The organism is Gemmatimonadota bacterium (assembly GCA_040388535.1).
GTDB lineage: Bacteria > Gemmatimonadota > Gemmatimonadetes > Gemmatimonadales > GWC2-71-9 > Palsa-1233.
The window spans coordinates 14,340-33,203 of the sequence record JAZKBR010000003.1 but is presented as its reverse complement, the minus strand read 5'-3'; the positions used below and the strand labels follow the sequence as shown (position 1 = coordinate 33,203).

The 18,864-nt window shown below is 64.8% G+C and carries 19 protein-coding genes; 16 read left to right on the top strand and 3 right to left on the bottom strand.

Annotated elements, in window-relative coordinates; translation table 11 throughout:
• The first annotated feature begins 35 nt into the window (after positions 1–35).
• From V4558_09630 to V4558_09620, 3 genes are all read left to right on the top strand, one after another.
• Positions 36–692: a DUF305 domain-containing protein gene (locus V4558_09630; protein ID MES2305759.1), complete on the top strand. Its 657-nt coding sequence runs from the start codon at positions 36–38 to the stop codon at positions 690–692.
• Positions 693–742: 50 nt separating this feature from the next.
• Positions 743–2,776 carry a hypothetical protein gene (locus V4558_09625; GenBank protein ID MES2305758.1) on the top strand — a complete coding sequence of 678 codons (2,034 nt, stop codon included), beginning with the start codon at positions 743–745 and terminating at the stop codon, positions 2,774–2,776.
• A gap of 116 nt (positions 2,777–2,892) precedes the next feature.
• Positions 2,893–3,294 (top strand): DUF3224 domain-containing protein, encoded by a 402-nt coding sequence (locus V4558_09620; GenBank protein MES2305757.1) that lies wholly within the window; start codon positions 2,893–2,895, stop codon positions 3,292–3,294.
• A gap of 15 nt (positions 3,295–3,309) precedes the next feature.
• On the opposite strand, the gene V4558_09615 is transcribed toward V4558_09620, so the two are convergent.
• On the bottom strand, positions 3,310–3,936 hold the full coding sequence (locus tag V4558_09615) for a CDP-alcohol phosphatidyltransferase family protein (protein ID MES2305756.1): 627 nt from the start codon (positions 3,934–3,936) through the stop codon (positions 3,310–3,312).
• A gap of 218 nt (positions 3,937–4,154) precedes the next feature.
• Between V4558_09615 and V4558_09610 the strand changes: the two genes are divergently transcribed.
• The 6 genes from V4558_09610 (at position 4,155) to V4558_09585 (ending at position 9,666) form a co-directional block, all read left to right on the top strand.
• On the top strand, positions 4,155–4,538 hold the full coding sequence (locus V4558_09610; GenBank protein ID MES2305755.1) for a hypothetical protein: 384 nt from the start codon (positions 4,155–4,157) through the stop codon (positions 4,536–4,538).
• A 108-nt stretch (positions 4,539–4,646) separates the two neighbouring features.
• Positions 4,647–5,834, top strand: a complete 1,188-nt coding sequence (locus tag V4558_09605; GenBank protein MES2305754.1) for a heparan-alpha-glucosaminide N-acetyltransferase domain-containing protein — start codon at positions 4,647–4,649, stop codon at positions 5,832–5,834.
• On the top strand, positions 5,831–6,334 hold the full coding sequence (locus tag V4558_09600; protein ID MES2305753.1) for a hypothetical protein: 504 nt from the start codon (positions 5,831–5,833) through the stop codon (positions 6,332–6,334). Before V4558_09605 ends, V4558_09600 begins: the two co-directional genes overlap by 4 nt.
• A gap of 69 nt (positions 6,335–6,403) precedes the next feature.
• Positions 6,404–6,805 carry a hypothetical protein gene (locus V4558_09595; protein MES2305752.1) on the top strand — a complete coding sequence of 134 codons (402 nt, stop codon included), beginning with the start codon at positions 6,404–6,406 and terminating at the stop codon, positions 6,803–6,805.
• A 39-nt stretch (positions 6,806–6,844) separates the two neighbouring features.
• Positions 6,845–8,419: an SDR family oxidoreductase gene (locus tag V4558_09590; GenBank protein ID MES2305751.1), complete on the top strand. Its 1,575-nt coding sequence runs from the start codon at positions 6,845–6,847 to the stop codon at positions 8,417–8,419.
• Between the two features lie 98 nt (positions 8,420–8,517).
• Positions 8,518–9,666, top strand: coding sequence for an amidohydrolase family protein (locus V4558_09585; GenBank protein MES2305750.1), 1,149 nt, complete (start codon positions 8,518–8,520; stop codon positions 9,664–9,666).
• Here V4558_09585 and V4558_09580 read toward each other — a convergent pair.
• Positions 9,663–10,370, bottom strand: a complete 708-nt coding sequence (locus V4558_09580; protein MES2305749.1) for a hypothetical protein — start codon at positions 10,368–10,370, stop codon at positions 9,663–9,665. The genes V4558_09585 and V4558_09580 overlap by 4 nt on opposite strands.
• 141 nt (positions 10,371–10,511) lie before the next feature.
• Here V4558_09580 and V4558_09575 point away from each other — a divergent pair, with 141 nt between their 5' ends.
• The 7 genes from V4558_09575 (at position 10,512) to V4558_09545 (ending at position 16,404) form a co-directional block, all read left to right on the top strand.
• Complete coding sequence (locus tag V4558_09575; GenBank protein MES2305748.1) at positions 10,512–10,943, top strand: cupin domain-containing protein; 432 nt, start codon at positions 10,512–10,514, stop codon at positions 10,941–10,943.
• Positions 10,895–12,832: a sulfatase-like hydrolase/transferase gene (locus V4558_09570; protein ID MES2305747.1), complete on the top strand. Its 1,938-nt coding sequence runs from the start codon at positions 10,895–10,897 to the stop codon at positions 12,830–12,832. The genes V4558_09575 and V4558_09570 overlap by 49 nt, the downstream gene beginning before the upstream one ends.
• Positions 12,833–12,842: 10 nt before the next feature.
• Entirely contained in the window at positions 12,843–13,355 is a 513-nt protein-coding gene (locus V4558_09565) for a GNAT family N-acetyltransferase (GenBank protein MES2305746.1), read from the top strand.
• Between the two features lie 161 nt (positions 13,356–13,516).
• The gene (locus V4558_09560; GenBank protein ID MES2305745.1) at positions 13,517–14,659 is read left to right on the top strand and encodes an acyl-CoA dehydrogenase family protein; all 1,143 of its coding nucleotides are present in this window, start codon (positions 13,517–13,519) and stop codon (positions 14,657–14,659) included.
• A gap of 155 nt (positions 14,660–14,814) precedes the next feature.
• Positions 14,815–15,321 (top strand): hypothetical protein, encoded by a 507-nt coding sequence (locus tag V4558_09555; GenBank protein MES2305744.1) that lies wholly within the window; start codon positions 14,815–14,817, stop codon positions 15,319–15,321.
• Between the two features lie 37 nt (positions 15,322–15,358).
• The gene (locus V4558_09550) at positions 15,359–15,865 is read left to right on the top strand and encodes a DinB family protein (protein ID MES2305743.1); all 507 of its coding nucleotides are present in this window, start codon (positions 15,359–15,361) and stop codon (positions 15,863–15,865) included.
• Between the two features lie 8 nt (positions 15,866–15,873).
• Complete coding sequence (locus tag V4558_09545; protein ID MES2305742.1) at positions 15,874–16,404, top strand: NADPH-dependent FMN reductase; 531 nt, start codon at positions 15,874–15,876, stop codon at positions 16,402–16,404.
• Here V4558_09545 and V4558_09540 read toward each other — a convergent pair.
• Positions 16,401–18,782, bottom strand: coding sequence for a PAS domain S-box protein (locus tag V4558_09540; protein MES2305741.1), 2,382 nt, complete (start codon positions 18,780–18,782; stop codon positions 16,401–16,403). The two genes, V4558_09545 and V4558_09540, sit on opposite strands and share 4 nt — an antisense overlap.
• Positions 18,783–18,864 lie beyond the last annotated feature (82 nt).

Genomic DNA, 18,864 nt, shown 5'->3' with positions numbered 1-18,864 from the left:
GTTGCTCGCACAGAATTGCTACCGGAGGTCGTACGATGCGTACCGATACTTCCCGGGCGAGTGTGATTCTCGCCCTCGGCGTCTTCCTTTCCAGCTGCAGTCATTCCTACGGAACCACTCCGGCGTCAGCACCCGCGCCGTCGACCCGACCCATCGGAGCGAGCGCCGCACGCGCGCCCGCAGCACCCGATGTGGAATTCATGTCCGGGATGATCGGTCACCACTCCCAGGCGATCGTGATGGCGAAGTGGGCGCCCACGCACGGGGCGAGTCCTTCGCTCCAGATCATGGCGGCGCGCATCATCAATGCCCAGGAAGACGAGATCGTGACGATGCAGCGCTGGCTGCGCGATCACAATCTGCCGGTCCCCGATGCGGGCACGATGGGGATGAAGATGAAGATGGATGGCATGGACCACGTGATGCTGATGCCCGGGATGCTCACCGAAGAACAGATGAAGCAGCTCGATGCTTCGCGCGGAGTGGAATTCGACCGTCGCTTCCTCACCTTCATGATCCAGCACCACACCGGCGCGCTCACCATGGTCGAGAAGCTCTTCGGCAGTTACGGTGCCGCGCAGGATGAAGTGGTGTTCAAGTTTGCCAACGATGTGAGTGCCGACCAGGGTTCCGAGATCGACCGGATGAACAAGATGCTCGACGCATTGCCGGCCACGTCCGCGAAGCCCTGATGCCCGTTCGCCCCCGCTGCCTGACCCCGTCCCTTTCCCGGAAGTACACCATGACCCTCCTGTACAGAGCATCGCTCGCGACCGGAGCGCTCGCACTCGCCGCGTGCGCTTCGTCGTCCTCGACTGCGGGCACCACGCCTGCTCCCTCGCAAGGCGGCTCGATGTCGATGTCGGCGCCTTCGCCGGATCCGCGCGTCGGCCTCCGCCCCGGGACGATGGTTCGCTGGAGCAAGGACAGCACGAAGATGGTGATCGGTTCGCCGGCTGGTGAGGCCGCGTGGAACATGCGCCTGGTCTCGAACACGCCGCCGAGCGACCAGTTCATCGGCGCGACCAACTCCGACCTGGCCTTCAAGGGCACGCTCGCCATCCAGGGGAGCTACAGCGGCTACCAGATCTGGGACATCGCGAACACCGCCAAGCCGACGCTGAAGACGGCCTACTTCTGCCCGGCCTCGCAGAGCGATGTCTCGGTGTATGGCAATCTGCTGTTCGTCTCGGGTGAGGGCCTCACGGGTCGTATCGACTGCGGCGCCCAGGGTGTTCCCGCGCCGGTCAGCAAGGATCGCCTCCGCGGCATTCGCATCTTCGACATCACCGATATCACCAAGCCGAAGAATGTCGGCAACGTGCAGACCTGCCGTGGCTCGCATACCCACACGGTGCTGGTCGATCCGAACGACAAGGAAAATGTCTACGTCTACATCTCGGGCTCTTCCGGCGTTCGCTCGGCCGATGAACTCGCGGGCTGCTCCAACCTGGCGCCTAGCGAAGATCCCAACTCCGCTCACTTCCGCATCGAAGTGATCAAGGTGCCGCTCGCGCATCCCGAGCAGGCTGCGATCGTTTCGTCGCCGCGCATCTTCAATGACCTCGCGGCGCCGCCGACTCACGGCGAAGCACCGGCTGATGCCGCTGCTCGTGCGACGGCCCTCGCCGCTGCCAAGAAGTCGGGTGCCTTCACCGCCACCTTCGGCGGCGTGGAGCAGGTGCTCCCGGCCCAGTTCACTCGCCCGATGCTCGACAGCATCGTCAAGGCGCGTGGCGGTTCCGGCGCGCCGACCGGCGCCGACAGTGCCGCGCTCCGCGCGGGGCTGCCGAACATGATTGCCGCGATGACCGGCGCACCGCGCCCGGGGGCGCCGCGTCGCGCGCCGACCGGCCCCGATCAGTGCCACGACATCACGGTCTACCCGGCGATCGGGCTGGCCGGCGGTGCCTGCGGCGGCTACGGCCTGCTGCTCGACATCCGCGATCCGGCGCATCCGGTGCGCATCGATGCGGCGGCCGACTCGAACTTCTCCTACTGGCATTCGGCGACGTTCAGCAATGACGGCAGCAAGATGCTCTTCTCCGACGAGTGGGGCGGCGGTGGCCAGCCGAAGTGCCGCGCGACGGACAAGATGGAGTGGGGCGCCGACGCGCTCTTCAACATCCGCAATCGCAAGCTGCAGATGCAGAGCTACTACAAGATGCCGGCGGCCCAGACCACGCTCGAGAACTGCGTGGCCCACAACGGCTCGATGATCCCGATCCCGGGTCGTGACGTGATGGTGCAGGCGTGGTACCAGGGCGGCATTTCCGTATTCGACTGGAGCGACGTCGCCCACGCGAAGGAAATCGCCTTCTTCGACCGCGGCCCGATCGACGGCACCCGGCAGGGCAACGCCGGCTCGTGGTCGGTGTACTGGTACAACGGGTCGATCGTGTCGTCGGAAATCGGCCGCGGGCTCGACATCTTCGAGCTGACGCCGAGCGCGCTGATCAGCAAGAACGAGATCGATGCGGCCAAGTCGGTGCACCTCGACTACCTGAACGCGCAGGGCCAGCCGCAGTTCGTCTGGCCGGCCTCCTTCTCGCTGAGCCGCGCCTACCTCGATCAGCTTGAGCGGAACAACGGCCTCTCGTCCGACAAGATCGCCTCGACGCGCGCGGCACTCGCGAGCGCCGAGAAGATGTCGGGCAGCGCTCGCAAGACCGCGCTGAGCGCACTGGCAACCCAGCTGCACAGCGATGCGACGAAGGCCGTCGATCAGACCAAGGCGCACATGCTGGCCGGGTCGATTGGGGAGCTCGCGAAGTAGAACAGCAGGATGACAGATGACAGATGACAGATGACAGATGACAGATGATGGATGATCGATGCGGCGAGTCGGGAGGTCCGGCTCGCCGTTTCGATTCCTGCCGAGGGAGAAGTGCAATGACTGCTGCGCGCGGGACCTTTGAAGTGAAGATGGGCGCGTTGCCGTCGGATGCTATCGCCGATGCGGCGCTGATTGGCCGGATGTCGATCGACAAGACCTTTCATGGCGATATCGAGGGGAGCAGCAAGGGGCAGATGCTGGCCACCAGTACGGCGGTGCAGGGCTCTGCCGGCTATGTCGCGCTGGAGCGCGTCACCGGCACGCTGCACGGCAAGCGGGGGTCATTTTCGCTGCAGCACAGTGCGTGGATGGCGGGCGGCAAGCAGGCGATGACCATCACGGTGATCCCCGACTCGGGCACCGACGAGCTGGTCGGCCTCACCGGCGCCTTCCTGATCATCATCGCCGATGGCAAGCACTCCTACGAATTCTCCTACTCCCTCGCCGGCGGCCACTGACCGCGCGCAGGTGAGCTACCCTCGCGCATCCGCGGGGGTTCCCCAGTAGCGACGCAGATTGGCAACGATCACCGGCAGACCGCGGAAGACGCAGAAGCCGAGGGCGATCCACGCGGTGATCTGGAAGGCGTCGAGCATCTTCGGGGCGAGCACGCCGAAGCGGGAATCGGCGGCGTAGCCACTGAAGGCCTGGGCGAGCGCCAGCCCGCAGAAGGTCACCACCTTGCTCACCGAATAGCCGGTGCGCATCGGGGGCGAGCCGACCAGGAACTTCCCCAGCTTCGAGCGGTGCTGGTCGAAGGGCGGAATCCCCTGCGCGACGCCGATGCTACGTAAGGCATCGGTAAGAGTGGTCCGCGCGATCACCACCAGCGGAATGACCACCGGAATCAGGTCGAGATCGGCGAAGGCGGTCCAGAGCACCAGCTCGTAGGTGCGGTCGGCCGCGATGTCGAGCACCGAACCGAACAGCGAGGTCTGGCCGGTTTTCCGCGCCACGACGCCATCCACCGTGTCGAGCATCAACCCTACGAAGAGCAGCCCGACCCCCGCCAGTCGCAGTTCAGGGCTCCCGCGATAGAGAATCAGGATGTTGAGCAGGAGCAGCGGAAAACGGGAGAGGGTGATCCAGTTGGCCAGCACGTGAACTCCCGGGTGGGTGTGACTAAAACCACTTCGCTGGCGTCTACGTACGAAACCCCATCGCATTCAGAATAGCCCCATGGAGACTCCCTCGGGGTCGTGTACCCATAACAAGGAGGAATTCCGGAGCCCCGGGCACCCCGGCGCTTCAACCCATCAGACCTCGTCCGACCAGGCTGGTTCGCGCAGTTCCCCGTAATTCACTTCGGAGGAGAACCATGACCAAGACTCGTTGGGGAGTACTCGTCGTCACGCTGTTTACGCTCATCACCCTTTCGGAGGGTTTCACCGCACGGCTCGCTGCTCAGACTGCTACCGGAACGATTCACGGTCGCGTCGCGGCCAAGCCAACTGCCTCTCGCCATGCATCAAGGCTTGAGGAGGAGCGACGAAGGCTGATCGCCGAGCTCTACGAGATCGCCGCCGCTCCCATGCCGCTTCGCGCAGGTCGGGCCGGGCTGCTATTTGATCGCCTCTTCGCCGAGGACGAGGCACGCCGGATCGCAGCGATCGAACGACTCCGGCCCCGGCGCAGGAGCAACCCCGTCCCCGTCCTGATCGCCAGCCACGGCGAGTTGAATTCAGGGCGACCGGGTTCGTAAGGGTAGACCGCACCGTCGACGACGGCATATGTTCCGGAGCGCCTCTCCCGCGACTGGGGGAAGGCGTTTCGGAACGCTCGAATTTTCCCGTCACGCGGAATCCCCTAGATGGCCGCATCTGCCAGCAGCGCTCGCCCGCGCCTCGATTCCGTCGATCTGCTCCGCGGCATCATCATGATCCTGATGGCCATCGATCACACGCGCGATTTCTTCGGTGATCTGAGTATCAATCCCACGAATCCGGCCACCACCACCGTGGCGCTCTTCTTCACCCGCTGGATCACTCATTTCTGTGCGCCAGTTTTCTTCCTGCTCACCGGTACCGGGGCCCGGCTCGCGTTGCGTCGCAAGTCGCCGGCGGAACTGTCGCGCTTCCTGCTCACGCGCGGGCTCTGGCTCATCGTCCTCGAAGTAGTGCTGGTCCGCTCGCTCGGCTGGCAGTTCAACCTTGATTTCCGCGTCACGATGCTGACCGTGCTCTGGGCGCTCGGCTGGGCGATGATCCTGCTCTCGCTGCTGATGCGCCTGCCAGCGTGGGCGGTGACCACAATTGGCGCCGTGATGATCGCGGGACACAACCTGCTCGATGGGATCACGCCTGCGACCCTCGGCGCGCTCGCGCCGCTCTGGACGATCCTGCACCAGCCTGGCTTCGTCTACAACGGCGGGGAACACACCATCTTCGCCGCCTATGTGCTGATACCCTGGGTCGGCGTGACGGCGGTGGGATACGGCCTCGGTGGAATCTTCGCGCTCGACCCTGATCGTCGCCGGCGACTGCTGCTTCGACTCGGGAGCGCATTTACCCTGGCGTTTGTCGCGTTGCGCTGGCTCAACGTCTATGGCGATCCGTCGCGCTGGAGCGGTCAGGCGTCGCCGCTCTTTACCGTGCTGTCGTTTCTCAACACGACCAAGTATCCCCCGTCGCTGCTCTACCTGTTGATGACGCTGGGTCCGGCGCTTCTGCTCCTGCGACTCTTCGACGGTGGCACCCCGAAACTCCTCCGCCCGGCGCTCGTCTTTGGAAGAGTGCCGATGTTCTACTACATCTGTCACGTGGTACTGCTGCACACGATCGCCGTGGTCGTCTGCTATGCCAGGTTTGGCGGAGTGCACTGGATGTTCGAGTCGCCGACCATCGCGAACTTCCCGGTGACCCAGCCAGAGGGCTGGCCGCTGGCGCTCCCGTGGATCTACCTGATCTGGTTCTCGGTGGTGGTCGCCCTTTATCCTCTCTGTCGCTGGTTCGCGGCCATCAAGCAGCGACGCAGCGATCCCTGGTTGAGCTACCTGTGAAAATCTTCCGCCAATTCCGTGCGGCTCTGGTACTGGCCGGCCTCTGGGCCCTGGTGTGGGGTGCGGCCGCAGGGCTGCTCGCCGGGGCACTCGTCCTCGCGAACTCCTCGCTGCAGTTCTATCTCGGCGCGTGGGTCTTCGCGAAAATGTTCGCCGGGATCGGCGCGACTCTCGGAGCCATCAGTGGCCTGGTGTTCGCGCTCGCGCTCTCCAGCAACCGCAACGCTGCGGCCGTGACCGCGCTCGAGACCCGGCGCATCGCCCGGATGGGCGCGGTGGCTGGCGTGGCACTCCCGCTCGGTGCCGTCGCCGTGGCCGCGCTCGTCAATGGCACGGTGACCGGCTTCCTCACCGGTGCTGCTGTGGCGACCGTGGGGGCACTGGTCGGCGCGGGGTCGGCCGTTGCGACGCTGCAACTCGCGCGACAGGCGCCTGCAGAGGAACGCGAAGCGCTCTCATCCGGGGCAGCAGGGCCCGAACTGCTCGCTCGAGGGAAGTGACAATCCACCGAGTGGCCGGGTCGCACCGATAGCCGAATCTTTCGTACCACCCTGTCCGTGAGGCGCCCGATGTCGTTCCGCCCGTTGCTACTCCTGCTGCTCGTCGCCGGATGTGGCGGCAGCTCCCCCGCCGGACCGGGCGATCTGGTCAGCGGCAAATGGGCGACTGCTGGCGCCCAGCTCACCGCCGGAAACTCCCAGGTGACCTTCGCGCAGCGCTGCCTCCGGGCCAAGTTCCCGCCCATCACCCTCGACAGCGCCGGCTCCTTCTCGGTCGAATCGGACGCCCTGGAGATCACTGGGAACATCCGTACTGACCCCACCGACCGGATGCGGCTTCAGGGACGTTTCGAGGGCGATACCCTGAAGCTCCAGTTCCTGATCCTGCGCAGCACCCCGCCGATGAACGATCCGGTTCTCATTTCCCTGGTGCCGGGGACCAATCGGGACCCGCTGGTCTGCAACTACTGACCGATTGACCTCGGGGGCCAAGGGATTACCCTTGGCCCCATGCAGACGCCTGATTCAACGTCACTGGATGAAACCCGTGATCCCGCGCTGGTGGAGCGCCTTCGTGCCGCCGCCGAAACCCTTGAGCTGATCGCCTCCGACCGAGGGGTTCTGGCCTCCCTCCCGGAAAAGGAACGGCACCGCCTCCTCAACGCGGCCGGGCTGGTCTACAATCCCGACACGGCCGCCCGCCGTCAGATGGTGAAGGCCACCATTCGTGACCGGAAGGCGAAGCGGATCCAGCGTGACGACAAGGTCCTCGCTGGCACCGGGATCCGTGCCCTCCGCCGGCAGGAAGTATTCACCACCCCGAACTTTTTCCCGCCTGGGGATTTCTCTCAGCAGGACGTCGCCGACCCCGAGTTCCGCGAACAGGTCGAGCCGCAACACTGCTATGTCTGCAAGCAGGACTATTCGCTGATTCACCACTTCTACGATCAGCTCTGCCCCAGCTGCGCCGAGTTGAACTATCGCAAGCGCACCGAACTCGCTGATCTGCGCGGTCGGGTGGCACTGCTCACCGGCGGTCGCGTCAAGATCGGCTACCAGGCCGGCCTCAAGTTGCTCCGCGCCGGTGCGCGCCTCATCGTCACCACGCGCTTCCCGCGTGATTCGGCGGCGCGCTACGCGGAGGAGCCCGATTTCGGTGAATGGGGTGATCGGCTCGAGATCTTCGGACTCGATCTGCGACACACGCCGAGCGTCGAGGCCTTCTGCAAGGAACTGCTCGAGACACACGACCGGCTCGATTTCATCGTCAACAACGCCTGCCAGACGGTGCGTCGTCCGCCCGACTTCTATCAGCACATGATGGAGGGCGAGACGGCGGCGCTGCACACGATGCCGGAACCGGTACGCAAGCTGCTCGGTCGTTACGAAGGGCTGCGCGGTTACCATATGCTTCCCGAGGCCGACGCATCGAGCACGCTGCCCGCGACGTTCGACAAGCGGATCTCCGAAGTGGCAGGGCTCACGCACGCGGCCGAGCTGTCGCAAGTGCCGCTGCTGCCGGAAGAGTTGCAGGCCCAGAATGACCTCTTCCCGCAAGGGCGGCTCGATCAGGACCTGCAGCAGGTCGACCTGCGGGGCCGCAATTCGTGGCGCCTGCTGATGGCCGAAGTGCCTTCGGTGGAGTTGCTCGAAGTCCAGTTGGTGAACGCTATCGCGCCGTTCATCATCAATGCCCGTCTCAAGCCATTGATGATGCGGACGCCGGAGCGCGACAAGCACATCGTGAACGTGTCGGCGGTCGAGGGGCAGTTCTACCGCCGCTGGAAGACCACGCGCCATCCGCACACCAACATGGCAAAGGCCGCACTGAACATGATGACGCGCACCGCCGCCACGGATTACCACGGCGACGGCATTCACATGAACGCCATCGACACTGGCTGGGTCACCGACGAAGATCCGGTGGAGATCGCCGCACGGAAGACCAAGGAGCACCGCTTCCATCCCCCGCTCGACATCATCGACGGCGCCGCGCGCATCGTCGATCCGATCATGGTCGGCTTCAACACCGGCGAACATATCTGGGGGCAGTTCCTCAAGGACTACCAGCCTACCGACTGGTAGCCGCAGCCGGGGCGTGGTGGCCGGGAACTCCGCCACGCCCGCCGTCGTACTGTCGGGATCCTCACTGCGCTTCGTCCCTGACCCACCGGAGTCGATCGATGCGTCGCTGGCTCGCCCTCGCATTCCTCGTTACGCTCACTACGCCTGTTCTCGCCCAGCAGACGCCGGGGCAGGTGGTTCCGCGTCCGGCCGAAGGGCGCGAGCCATCGCTGCCGGTGCCGAGCATCCGCGAATACAAGCCGCGTTCGACGCTGGTGGTGCCGGTGCACAAGGTGCCTCGCGCGAAATATCCGGTCATCGACATTCACGGACATCCGCCCGCACTCATCAGCAATGAGGTCATCAACCTGGTTGGCGCGGGAATGGACTCGCTGAACCTGCGGGTGATGGTCAACGCAAACGGCACCTCCGGCGAGCGCCTCACCCAGCAACTCGCCGCGATCAAGGCGAGCCGCTACAAGGACCGTTTCGTGATGTTCACGACCCTCAACTTGCGTGATGTCGGCTCAGGGTCGGGCGCGAAGATCGCCGCCCAGCTCGAAGCCGACGTGAAGGCGGGCGCGGTCGGGGTGGGCGAGATCATGAAAGGCTTCGGGATGAGCAACAAGAAGGCCGACGGCAGTCGCCTCAAGCTTGACGATCCCGAACTCGATATCGTCTGGGAGACTGCGGCACGCCTCAAGATCCCCATTTTCATTCACACCGGCGATCCGGCGGAATTCTGGTCGCCTCTCGACTTCCAGAACGAGCGCTGGCTCGAGCAGGCGATCTATCCGGAGCGGCGCTACCAGGACCGTTCACGTTTCCCGGCGTTCGAGGAGCTGATGGCCGAGCGCGACCGGATGCTGAGGAAGCACCCCAACACCATCTGGGTGCTGGCGCACCTCGGCTGGCACGCGCAGGATCTCGCGCGGCTCGGCCGGATGTTCGACAGCATGCCGAATCTGTATGCGGAAGTCGGAGCAGTGCTCTACGACATCGGACGGCAGCCGCGGGTGGCCCACGACTTCTTCATCAAGTACCAGGACCGGCTGATCTTCGGCAAGGACAGTTATCAGCCGGATGAATACCCGTACTACTGGCGCGTGTTCGAGACCAACGACGACTACTTCGACTACTACCGCGACTACCACGCCTTCTGGAAGCTCTACGGCATCGGGCTTCCAGATGCGGCACTGAAGAAGCTGTACTACGGCAACGCGCTCAAGATCATTCCGGGGATCGCGCGCGCCGGTTTTCCGAACTAGGCCGGCAGCAGCCGTCCGCCCTGATAGGTCTGGACACCGTTGTTGACGGTGTTGAGCAGCAGATAGGCGTCGGGGCGGCCGTAGGCGCGCATCAGGTCGAGCATCATCGGCTCTTCACCACTCCACGGGTAGCCGAAAACCACGTCGAATTCATCGAGCGGCGTCGCCAGCTCGAGATAGCCCGATGTGCCGGTGCCGATGGTCGCGGTGCGCCCGTCGCCACTCGCCGGCCGCCACTCGTATCCGGCGGGGAGGAAACTCCCTGCAGCGAAACGGGCTTCGGAGTAGTGGCGCTCGGCCAGATCGCGAGCGGTGTGCACCAGCTCGATGTCGATCTCGATACCGAACGACTCGAAGCCGAGCAGGTCGGCCATGATGGCGATCACGCCGGTGGCCGAGCCCCATTCGAGAAACTTGAGCCCGGCGCCGCGACGCGGCAGCAGTGCCGCGAGCACGGTCTCGTAGTCGGCGGCAATGAAAGGATGGAACTCGCCGGTGCCGGCCTTCGCGCTGAACTTCTCGAACAACTCCCACCCTTCAGCGCAGAGCGCACGCACGGCTTCTTCGGTGCCGGCATCGAGCGGCGCCGACGGATCGGTCAACTGTTCGCGGAGCCGCTTCTTCTCGGCCTTTTCGTCGCGCTTCTGCTGCTTCTTGAGATCCTTCTGTCGCTTCTCGAATCCGTAGTTCTGTCTTTTCGCCATCGGCGTACCCCCGTCCGTCAGTGAGCGGACGGCGCCCGGCCCTCCGGGTGCGCACCAGCTGTGCTGTCCGGCAGGGAAGGTAGCCGATCCGGACGCCGGATGATGGACGGCGGTCAGGAGGGTGCCTAGCTTGGTGGGCCTATGACATCGACGTTGCTCTTCCGCGGTACCCGGATGACCATTCGCCTGACGACGGCCGAAACCGGTGGTGTCTATGCCCTGATCGAAATGGAGCATCCCCCGCTGGTCGGCCCCGCCCTGCATATCCATCCCCGCGGACCGGAGAGCTTCTACGTCCTCGCGGGGGAGTACACCTTCACTCGCGGTGACGAGACCATCGTGGCAGGCCCGGGTGACGCTGTGACCGTTCCAGCCGGCGTGCCGCATCGCTACGTGGTTGGTGCGGCGGGTGGCCGCGCGCTGGTCATCGTGCCGCCGGGGCTCGAAGCGTACTTTGAACGCGTGGGCGCCAGGCTCGTCGAGGGGCAACTCAGCTTTGAGGAAGAGGCCGCCATCGCGAGCGAGTGTGGCCAGGATTTTCTCGATCACGCCTCGCACTGGGGCCGCACCTGACTGACTCGCGGGCGTTCGCCAGCGCGCTGCGTGCCGGCGTGCGACGCATCGGCTTCTGTTTCGCGTACTTCGCGGCGTGGATGCTCTATTTCGCCATCCTGCGCGCCGCGTTTCTCCTCTATCATTTCGCGGCGGCGCGCCACGCTGGTGTCGCAATCGCCTGGGGCACCTTCTTCCACGGTGCCCGGATGGACATGGCCGCGACCGCCTATCCCGCGGTGGTGGTGTTCGCGTTCACGGCACTCTCGCTCTTCCTGCCGCGCACTGGCGCGTGGCTGGTGCGCTGGTTCACCGCGCTGATGGTGACGCTGCTCACGTTCATCTCGGTGCTCGATCTCGAACTGTTCCGGGCGTGGGGCTACCGGATCGATGCCTCGATCCTGCGCTATCTCAATACGCCGAAGGAAATGTTTGCGTCGGCCGGCGCGTCGCCGATCTGGTTGCTGCTGCCGCTGCTCGTGGTGCTGCTGATCGTGGCGCGCCTGGGCTTCCGGCACTTCTTCCGCGCGGAGTTGCGGGGGTGGCAGCGAGTCTGGTGGCCGGTCGCGATTCCGGCCTTCGCCCTGCTCGGCGGACTCTGCTGGTTTCTCTACTACCCGGCGCGCGGCGGGTTCCAGAAGATGCCGATGACGCAGAGCACGGTCTATTTCTCCCGTGATGCCTTTGCGAATCAGGCCGCCATCAACGCATCGTGGAATTTTTTCGACGCGGTCTTCTGGCGGACCTACGACACGACCAATGCCTACCGGGTCCTGCCAGCTGAGGAGGCCGCGGCCACGGTCGATTCATTGCTGCAGCGCGGCGGGCCGACACGGTCGCTGCTCCGCGTGGCTCGCCCGAACGTCATCGTCATCCTGTGGGAGAGCTTTTCGGCCAAGGTCGTCGAGCGGCTCGGTGGCGTCGCCGGCGTGACGCCGAACGTCGATTCACTGATCCGGGACGGCGTGCTCTTCGATCACTTCTACGCGAGTGGCGACCGCAGTCCTGAGGGGCTCACCGCGATCCTCGGCGGCTATCCAGCGCAGCCCACCACCGAAATCATCCAGCACCCCCGGAAGAGCGCTTCGCTGCCGGCGTTGTCGCGCGAACTCAAGCACGCGGGCTATCGGGCGACCTTCTACTACGGCGGCGACCCCGAGTTCACCAACTTCAAGTCGTTCCTGCTCCAGGCCGAGTTCGATTCCCTCGTCACGGCAGAGGCGTTCCGCCCGGGAGATCGGCACTCGAGCTGGGGTGCCGACGATCACGTGGTGCTGGGTCGGCTGCAAGCCGACCTGGTGCAGATGCCACGACCATTCTTCGTGACCTTGTTCACGCTCAGCAGTCACGAGCCATTCGTGGTCCCGATGAAAACGGTGATCCCGGGAAGCGATGAGACGAGTCGGTTCCTCAACGCGCATCGCTATACCGATCAAAGCATCGGGGATTTCGTCCGTCAGGCGCGCACGATGCCGTGGTGGGACAGTACGCTGATCGTCATCCTCGCCGATCACGGGCATCGCCTTCCTATGCTCGATTCCCTGCAACCGTCGCGGAAATGGGAGACCTTTGCCATCCCGATGCTCTGGCTCGGTGGTGCCCTCGCGGTGCGAGACACGGTCATCCATCAGGTCGGCGGGCAGGCGGATCTCCCGGCCACGCTGCTGGCCCAGCTCGGACTCGACGGATCGCGCTTCGGCTGGAGCCGGGACCTGCTCGCAGCGGGCGCAGCGCAGTGGAGCTGGTTCACCTTCACCGATGGCTTCGGTGTGGTCACGGACTCCGGCGCCGTGGCGTGGGACAACGTTGGCAAGCGGATCATCGCCCAGAGTGGCAACGGCGGGTCGCGCGAGATCCGGCACGGACAGGCGCTACTGCAGCGATTGATTGATGACTATGTCAAACGATAGGCGTGATCTGATGACCCTCGACCACTTCACCACGGCCCGGCTCCGCGGCGAGCGACTTCTCGCCGAGCACGAGCCCGACATTCGCCGCATCCAGAGCGACCCCGATGTGATGGCGTTGCTGGGCGGTCCGCGTGACGAAGCGAAGACGGCGGCCTACATGGTTCGCAACCTCGCCCACTGGGAGCGCCACGGTCACGGCGTCTACCTGCTGCGCGAACGGGACAGCGACACGGTCGCGGGCCTCGGCTGCCTTCGCAACCTCGACCTCGAGGGCGTTCCCGAGATCGAAATCGGCTACCTCTTCTTCAAGCAGTACTGGGGGCAGGGACTCGGTACCGAAGTGGCGCAGGCCTGCCTCGATCTGGGATTCGGCTTGCTCGAAGCTCCGTCGCTCGTGGCCCTCACCGACCCCAAGAACTACGGCTCCCAGGGTGTGATGAAGAAGGTCGGGATGCAGTTCGAGCGCGAGATGCTGCTCGACGGCACCCCAGTGGTGGTCTACCGCGGGATGCGACCGGCCTGAGTCAAAGACGTTCCGGTTCGCAACAGAACAAGAATTCGGTGATGGGGGGTGGCTCCAGCCGGGGGAGTCGGCGATCTTCTCCCCGGCGCACGGGCCGGGGATCCACGAAACTCCCGCTTCCCGCGACCCAATGAACGGTTTCCCCCAGGAGTGGTTACGTCATGGATTTTCGTCTGACCGAGGAACAGGAACAGGTCAAGCAGATGGTGCGCGACTTCGCTCAGCGCGAGATCCAGCCGCACGTGATGGAGTGGGATGAAGCGCAGCACTTCCCACTCGATACCATCAAGCAGCTCGGTGAGCTGGGCATGCTCGGCGCCATCCTGCCGGAAGCCTATGGCGGATCGGGTCTCAGCTACGTCGACTACGTCAACATCATCGAGGAACTCGGCGCGGTCGAATCGGGTGTTGCCCTGGCGGTGGCCGCGCATAACTCGCTGGCCTCGGGTCACATCTACCTCGGCGGCAACGAAGAGCAGCGGCAGAAGTATCTGCCCAAGCTTGCAAGCGGCGAGTGGATCGGCTGCTGGGCGCTGACCGAGCCGGCCTCAGGGAGCGATGCCGCCGGTCTGCGTTGCAGCGCGGTGCAGGACGGCGACCACTGGGTCCTCAACGGCACCAAGAACTTCATCACCAACACGACCTACGCCCAGGTGGCTGTGGTGCTCGCGGTGAGTGACAAGCACGACAAGAAACACGGCATCACCGCGTTCGTGATCGATATGAGCACGCCCGGAATCCGCGCCGGCAAGAAAGAGAACAAGCTCGGGATGCGGACCTCCGATACGGCCGAGCTGGTGCTCGAGAATTGCCGGGTGCCAGCCGCGAATGTGCTTGGCAAGGTGGGCTATGGCTTCATCGATGCGATGAAGGTGCTCGATGGCGGCCGCATTTCGATCGGAGCGCTCGCGGTGGGGATTGCGCGCGGCGCGTACGAGGCCGCGCGGAAGTACTCCAAGGAGCGGAGCGCCTTCGGACAGCCGATCTCCGGTTTCCAGGCGATCCAGTTCATGCTCTCCGACATGGCGACCGAAATCGAAGCAGCACGCCTGCTCTGCTACCGCGCTGCCGCGATGAAGGATGCCGGCGAGAAGACGACGCTCTGGTCGTCAATGGCGAAGCTTTACGCCTCTGAGGTTGCGGTCCGCTGCACCCAGAAGAGCGTGCAGATCTTCGGCGGCTACGGCTTCATCAAGGAGTACCCCGCGGAAAAGTTCTATCGCGACGTGATGCTCTGCACCATCGGCGAGGGCACCAGCGAAATCCAGCGGATGGTGATTGCGAGGGCGTTGCTGGCGATGTGAGAAAGGGAGAAGGGAGAAGGGAGAAGGGAGAAGGGAGAAGGGAGAAGGGGGCCGACGCGGCCCCCTGTTTATTTCCGGGTGAAGGAACTCCGCGGCGAAGCTCGACGTTGACCGTCGGGCATCAGCAGAAGGCTGCGCATTCATTCGAGGGGACCATGACCAGTTGCTGGCATCGCGGGGCCCTGCTCCTCCTGCTGCTCGCTGCCAGCGCCGCCTCTCCGGCAACGGCGCAGGTCACCATGCGGGAGCGGGTCGACAGTGGCAGTCTGGTGCGGATGACGGTGGCGGGCTCGCCACGATTTCGCGGCCGGCTGCTGTCGGGTCTTCTGCCGGGGCAGGCGGTGCTTCGTTATTGCCGCTATCCGGCGCTGCCGTGCGGCGCGGTCTCGGACACCACCAGAGCGCTGAGTATCGAGGTTGTTTCCCTGTCGCGGCTCGAACGTCAGGTCGGGAGCTACGCTCGTCGAGGGGCCATCATCGGAGGAACCATTGGTGCCGTGGGTGGCGGCTATCTGGGCTATCTGTTGACCGGACTGTGTGACTCCCCGTGCGGCGGACCGACTCGTGGTGCCATCGCCGGAGGGCTGGTTACCGGGCTCTTCTTCGCTGGGATCGGTGCCCTGGTTGGTTCCGGCTTCGGACACTTTCGCGACATTCGATGATCTCTCGCAGGTCATCACATCAAGGGGAGCCCAACTGATGCCCAAAGACGCCGTGACCGCGGCACTGCTCACGCAACTTGAACGCACGCAGCAGGGTGAGCCATGGTATGGCTCATCACGCGAGCAGGCGCTCAAGGGGATTTCGTTCAGCGATGCCGCCAAGCACCCGATCAACGGCGCGCCATCGATCTGGGAGCTGGTGCTCCACATGACCTCGTGGACGCGTGAGGTGGCGCAGCGGCTCGAGGGCGCGGCGCCAGGCGCGCCTGCCGACGGTGACTGGCCCAAGGTCGGCACCGTGAGTGCCCGTGCCTGGACCCAGGCGAAGGCTGACCTCGCCGCGGCGCACGCCGAGCTTGTGGCGGCGGCTGCCGAGCTCAGCAGCGCTCGGCTCGCCCGGATCGTCGGCACGGTACCCTCGCCACCGCTCGGCACCGGTACCACTGTCGCTGGAATGCTCGTGGGCCTGGCACAACACGACGCCTATCACGTCGGGCAGCTATTCCTGTTGCGGCGCGCGCTCAAGGCGAAAGCCGCCAGGTGACTTCCGGTGTGATTTCGGTCTTGACGATTTCGGGGAGCCTGCGAGCGGCTTCGTCGAATCGCAACGCGCTCGATGCAGTGGAACTGCTGGCACCGCCAGCGGTGCGAATCAGCCACTATCGTGGGCTGGGCGAGCTCCTTCACTTCAATCCCGACCTCGACGCCGAAGGGATGACGCCGCCGTCATCAGTCGCACTCCTGCGCGCCGCGGTCATGGCGGCCGATGCCGTGATGATCTGTTCGCCGGAATACGCGCACGGCGTCCCTGGTTCGCTCAAGAACGGGCTCGACTGGCTCGTCAGTGATCTGCACTTGCCGGGGAAACCGATCGGCCTGCTGAACCTCTCGCCGAGATCGACGCATGCCCAGGAATCACTGCGGGAAATTCTCACCACGATGTCGACCCGGGTGATTTCCGAGGCGTCGCTCGCCTTGCCGCTCTCGGGCCGGCGGCTGAGCGCGGAGGCGATGGCGGCGGATCCGGTGCTGGCGCCGCTGCTCCGTGAGTCGCTCGCTGGCCTCGTGGCTGCGGTGCGCTAGGAGGAGTCGCGCTCTCCCACGAGCACTCGCTGCAGGACCCGGAGGAGAATTTCGGCCGTGTAGGGCTTGGGAACGAAATAGGCGACCCCCGCGCCGAGTGCCCGCGCGACGCCGTCATTGGAGGGCAGGCCGCTGCTCCCGATGATCTTCACCTCGGGATTCATCGACGTCAGCGCCATGATCAGCGCGGGGCCGTCCATGATCGGCATCGCCATGTCGGTGATCACGGCGGCGATCTGTCCCATCTGCTGCGCATAGATCGCCACCGCTTCCGCACCGTGTGAAGCGAGCACGACCCGGTAGCCAAACTGTTCCAGCGATCGCCGGGCAATGCGCCGGATTGCCTCTTCATCGTCCACCACGAGGATCAGCTCGCCCGAGCCGCGCGGTAGCGAGGGACGTTCGGCGACCGCGCGTTCCACCGAGGCTCCGGACGGGTCGGCCGGGAGGTAGACCTTGAACTTGGTGCCCTTGTTGACCTCACTGTAGAGATGAATGAATCCGCCGTGGCTCTTCACGATGGCGAGGGCGGTGGAGAGGCCGAGGCCGGTCCCCTTGCCGACTTCCTTGGTGGTGAAGAAGGGTTCGAGGATGCGATCGCGAATCTCTGGCGGGATCCCGACGCCGGTGTCCTCGACCCGGATCACGACATAATCTCCCGGGAGGGCATCGAGATTCATCCCGGCATAGGTCTCGTCCAGGGTCACATTGTCCATCGTCACCGTCAGTGCGCCGCCCCCCGGCATCGCGTCCCGGGCGTTGACGCAGAGGTTGAGAAAGACCTGGTGGAGCTGGGTCGGATCGCCGATCACGGTCCAGAGATCGCGGGGTGGGTGGAAGCGGAGGTCGATGGTCTTGGGGAACGTGTCCCGCATCACGGTGAGCAGGTCCCGCATCAGGTGCGTCGGATTCACGGGGATCCGCTGGCCTTCGACGCCGCGTGCGAACGAGAGCACCTGTTTGACCAGATTCGAGCCGCGTTCGGCACTCCCCTGCAGGGTATCCAGCAGGGCTGCTGCATCAGCGCTGGCGACCTCGTCCCGCAGGAGTTCGATCGAGAGGAGAATCGGTGCGAGCACGTTGTTGAGATCGTGCGCAATGCCTCCGGCGAGGGTGCCGATGCTCTCGAGCCGCTGGGCGCGCAGGAACTGCTGTTCCAGCTGCTTCCGGTCGGTGAGATCGCGGATCATTGCGAGGATCCGTCCGTCCGGCATCAGCGTGGCCATCACTTCGGCCGGGAAGGTACTCCCATCGCTGCGACGGAACTGCCACTCCCGGTGATAGGTGGTCGTGGAGGCAATGGCATCGAGTGCCGACTCGATATGTCTGGTCTCCACTGGCGTCACGATGTCGGTGGCATTCTTGCCGATCAGTTCCTCGCGCGTGTAGCCGAGCATCCGGCAGATGCTTTCATTGGCATCGAGGTAGGTGCTCTGGGCATCGGCGATGAGGATCCCATCTGGCGCATACTCGAAGAGCGCTCGATAGCGCGCCTCGCTTTCGCGCATCGCGACCTCGGCCGTGCGTCGGTCGGTCATGTCGACAAAGGTCGTGAGCGCATGCTGTTCGCGCCGCAGCTCCACCAGTTCGATCCCCACCAGCACGGTCCGCGTGGTCCCGTCGCGCGAGTGCACTTCGAGCATGGTGTCGCGAACCATCCCTGTTGCGGCGAGTTGCGCCCGGAGCACGGCCGATCCCGCCTCATCGATGATGCCGACCTCGGTGGTGGTGCGTCCGAGGAGTTCCTCCCTGTGCCACCCGAGCATCCTCACGAACGCGCTGTTGACGTCGACGAATTGGCGGTCGCCCCAGCGGTGAATCGAGATAGCAACGGGGCAGCTCTGAAAGACGTGCAACAGGCGCCCTTCACTTTCCTCGAGCTCGTGGGCCCGCAGCCGGAGTTCGAGCTGGGCGATCACCTGACGGCTCAGGGCCTGTAACGCCTCCTGCTGTGCCGGCGTCAGTTCCCGTGGCACCCGATCGGTGACACAGAGCGAGCCGACGGCCTGCCCTTCGGGGGTGATCAGTGGGGCGCCGGCGTAGAAGCGGATGTGCGGGTCCCCCGTGACGAGGGGATTGTCGGCGAACCGCGGGTCGGCGGTCGTGTCCCGGACGATGAAGAGCTCGGGGGAAAGGATCGCATGGCCGCAGAACGACACATCCCGCGGCGTCTCGGTCAGGGTCATCCCGACCCGCGACTTGAACCACTGGCGGTCGCGATCGACGAAAGAGATCAGGGAGGTTGGGGTGTTGCAGATCTGCGACGCAAGGGTGGTGATGTCATCGAGTGCCTGCTCAGGCAGGGTATCGAGGACGGCGTAGCGCTGCAGGGCCCTGAGGCGTTCGGCCTCATCGGGGGGGCGGATGGGGGACTCCATTGGGACCTTTCTCGCAACTGTAGGGGGCAGGCGCAGTCAGGTACCCAACAAGTTAAAGGTTTTTTCACGAAGTGTGGTAACT

Bases quoted from the DNA above. Each gene is read 5' to 3' on its own strand.
- V4558_09630 (MES2305759.1), top strand. From the start codon at position 36: ATGCGTACCGATACTTCCCGGGCGAGTGTGATTCTCGCCCTCGGCGTC.
- V4558_09625 (MES2305758.1), top strand. From the start codon at position 743: ATGACCCTCCTGTACAGAGCATCGCTCGCGACCGGAGCGCTCGCACTC.
- V4558_09620 (MES2305757.1), top strand. From the start codon at position 2,893: ATGACTGCTGCGCGCGGGACCTTTGAAGTGAAGATGGGCGCGTTGCCG.
- V4558_09610 (MES2305755.1), top strand. From the start codon at position 4,155: ATGACCAAGACTCGTTGGGGAGTACTCGTCGTCACGCTGTTTACGCTC.
- V4558_09605 (MES2305754.1), top strand. From the start codon at position 4,647: ATGGCCGCATCTGCCAGCAGCGCTCGCCCGCGCCTCGATTCCGTCGAT.
- V4558_09595 (MES2305752.1), top strand. From the start codon at position 6,404: ATGTCGTTCCGCCCGTTGCTACTCCTGCTGCTCGTCGCCGGATGTGGC.
- V4558_09590 (MES2305751.1), top strand. From the start codon at position 6,845: ATGCAGACGCCTGATTCAACGTCACTGGATGAAACCCGTGATCCCGCG.
- V4558_09585 (MES2305750.1), top strand. From the start codon at position 8,518: ATGCGTCGCTGGCTCGCCCTCGCATTCCTCGTTACGCTCACTACGCCT.
- V4558_09580 (MES2305749.1), bottom strand. From the start codon at position 10,370: ATGGCGAAAAGACAGAACTACGGATTCGAGAAGCGACAGAAGGATCTC.
- V4558_09575 (MES2305748.1), top strand. From the start codon at position 10,512: ATGACATCGACGTTGCTCTTCCGCGGTACCCGGATGACCATTCGCCTG.
- V4558_09565 (MES2305746.1), top strand. From the start codon at position 12,843: ATGACCCTCGACCACTTCACCACGGCCCGGCTCCGCGGCGAGCGACTT.
- V4558_09560 (MES2305745.1), top strand. From the start codon at position 13,517: ATGGATTTTCGTCTGACCGAGGAACAGGAACAGGTCAAGCAGATGGTG.
- V4558_09555 (MES2305744.1), top strand. From the start codon at position 14,815: ATGACCAGTTGCTGGCATCGCGGGGCCCTGCTCCTCCTGCTGCTCGCT.
- V4558_09550 (MES2305743.1), top strand. From the start codon at position 15,359: ATGCCCAAAGACGCCGTGACCGCGGCACTGCTCACGCAACTTGAACGC.
- V4558_09540 (MES2305741.1), bottom strand. From the start codon at position 18,782: ATGGAGTCCCCCATCCGCCCCCCCGATGAGGCCGAACGCCTCAGGGCC.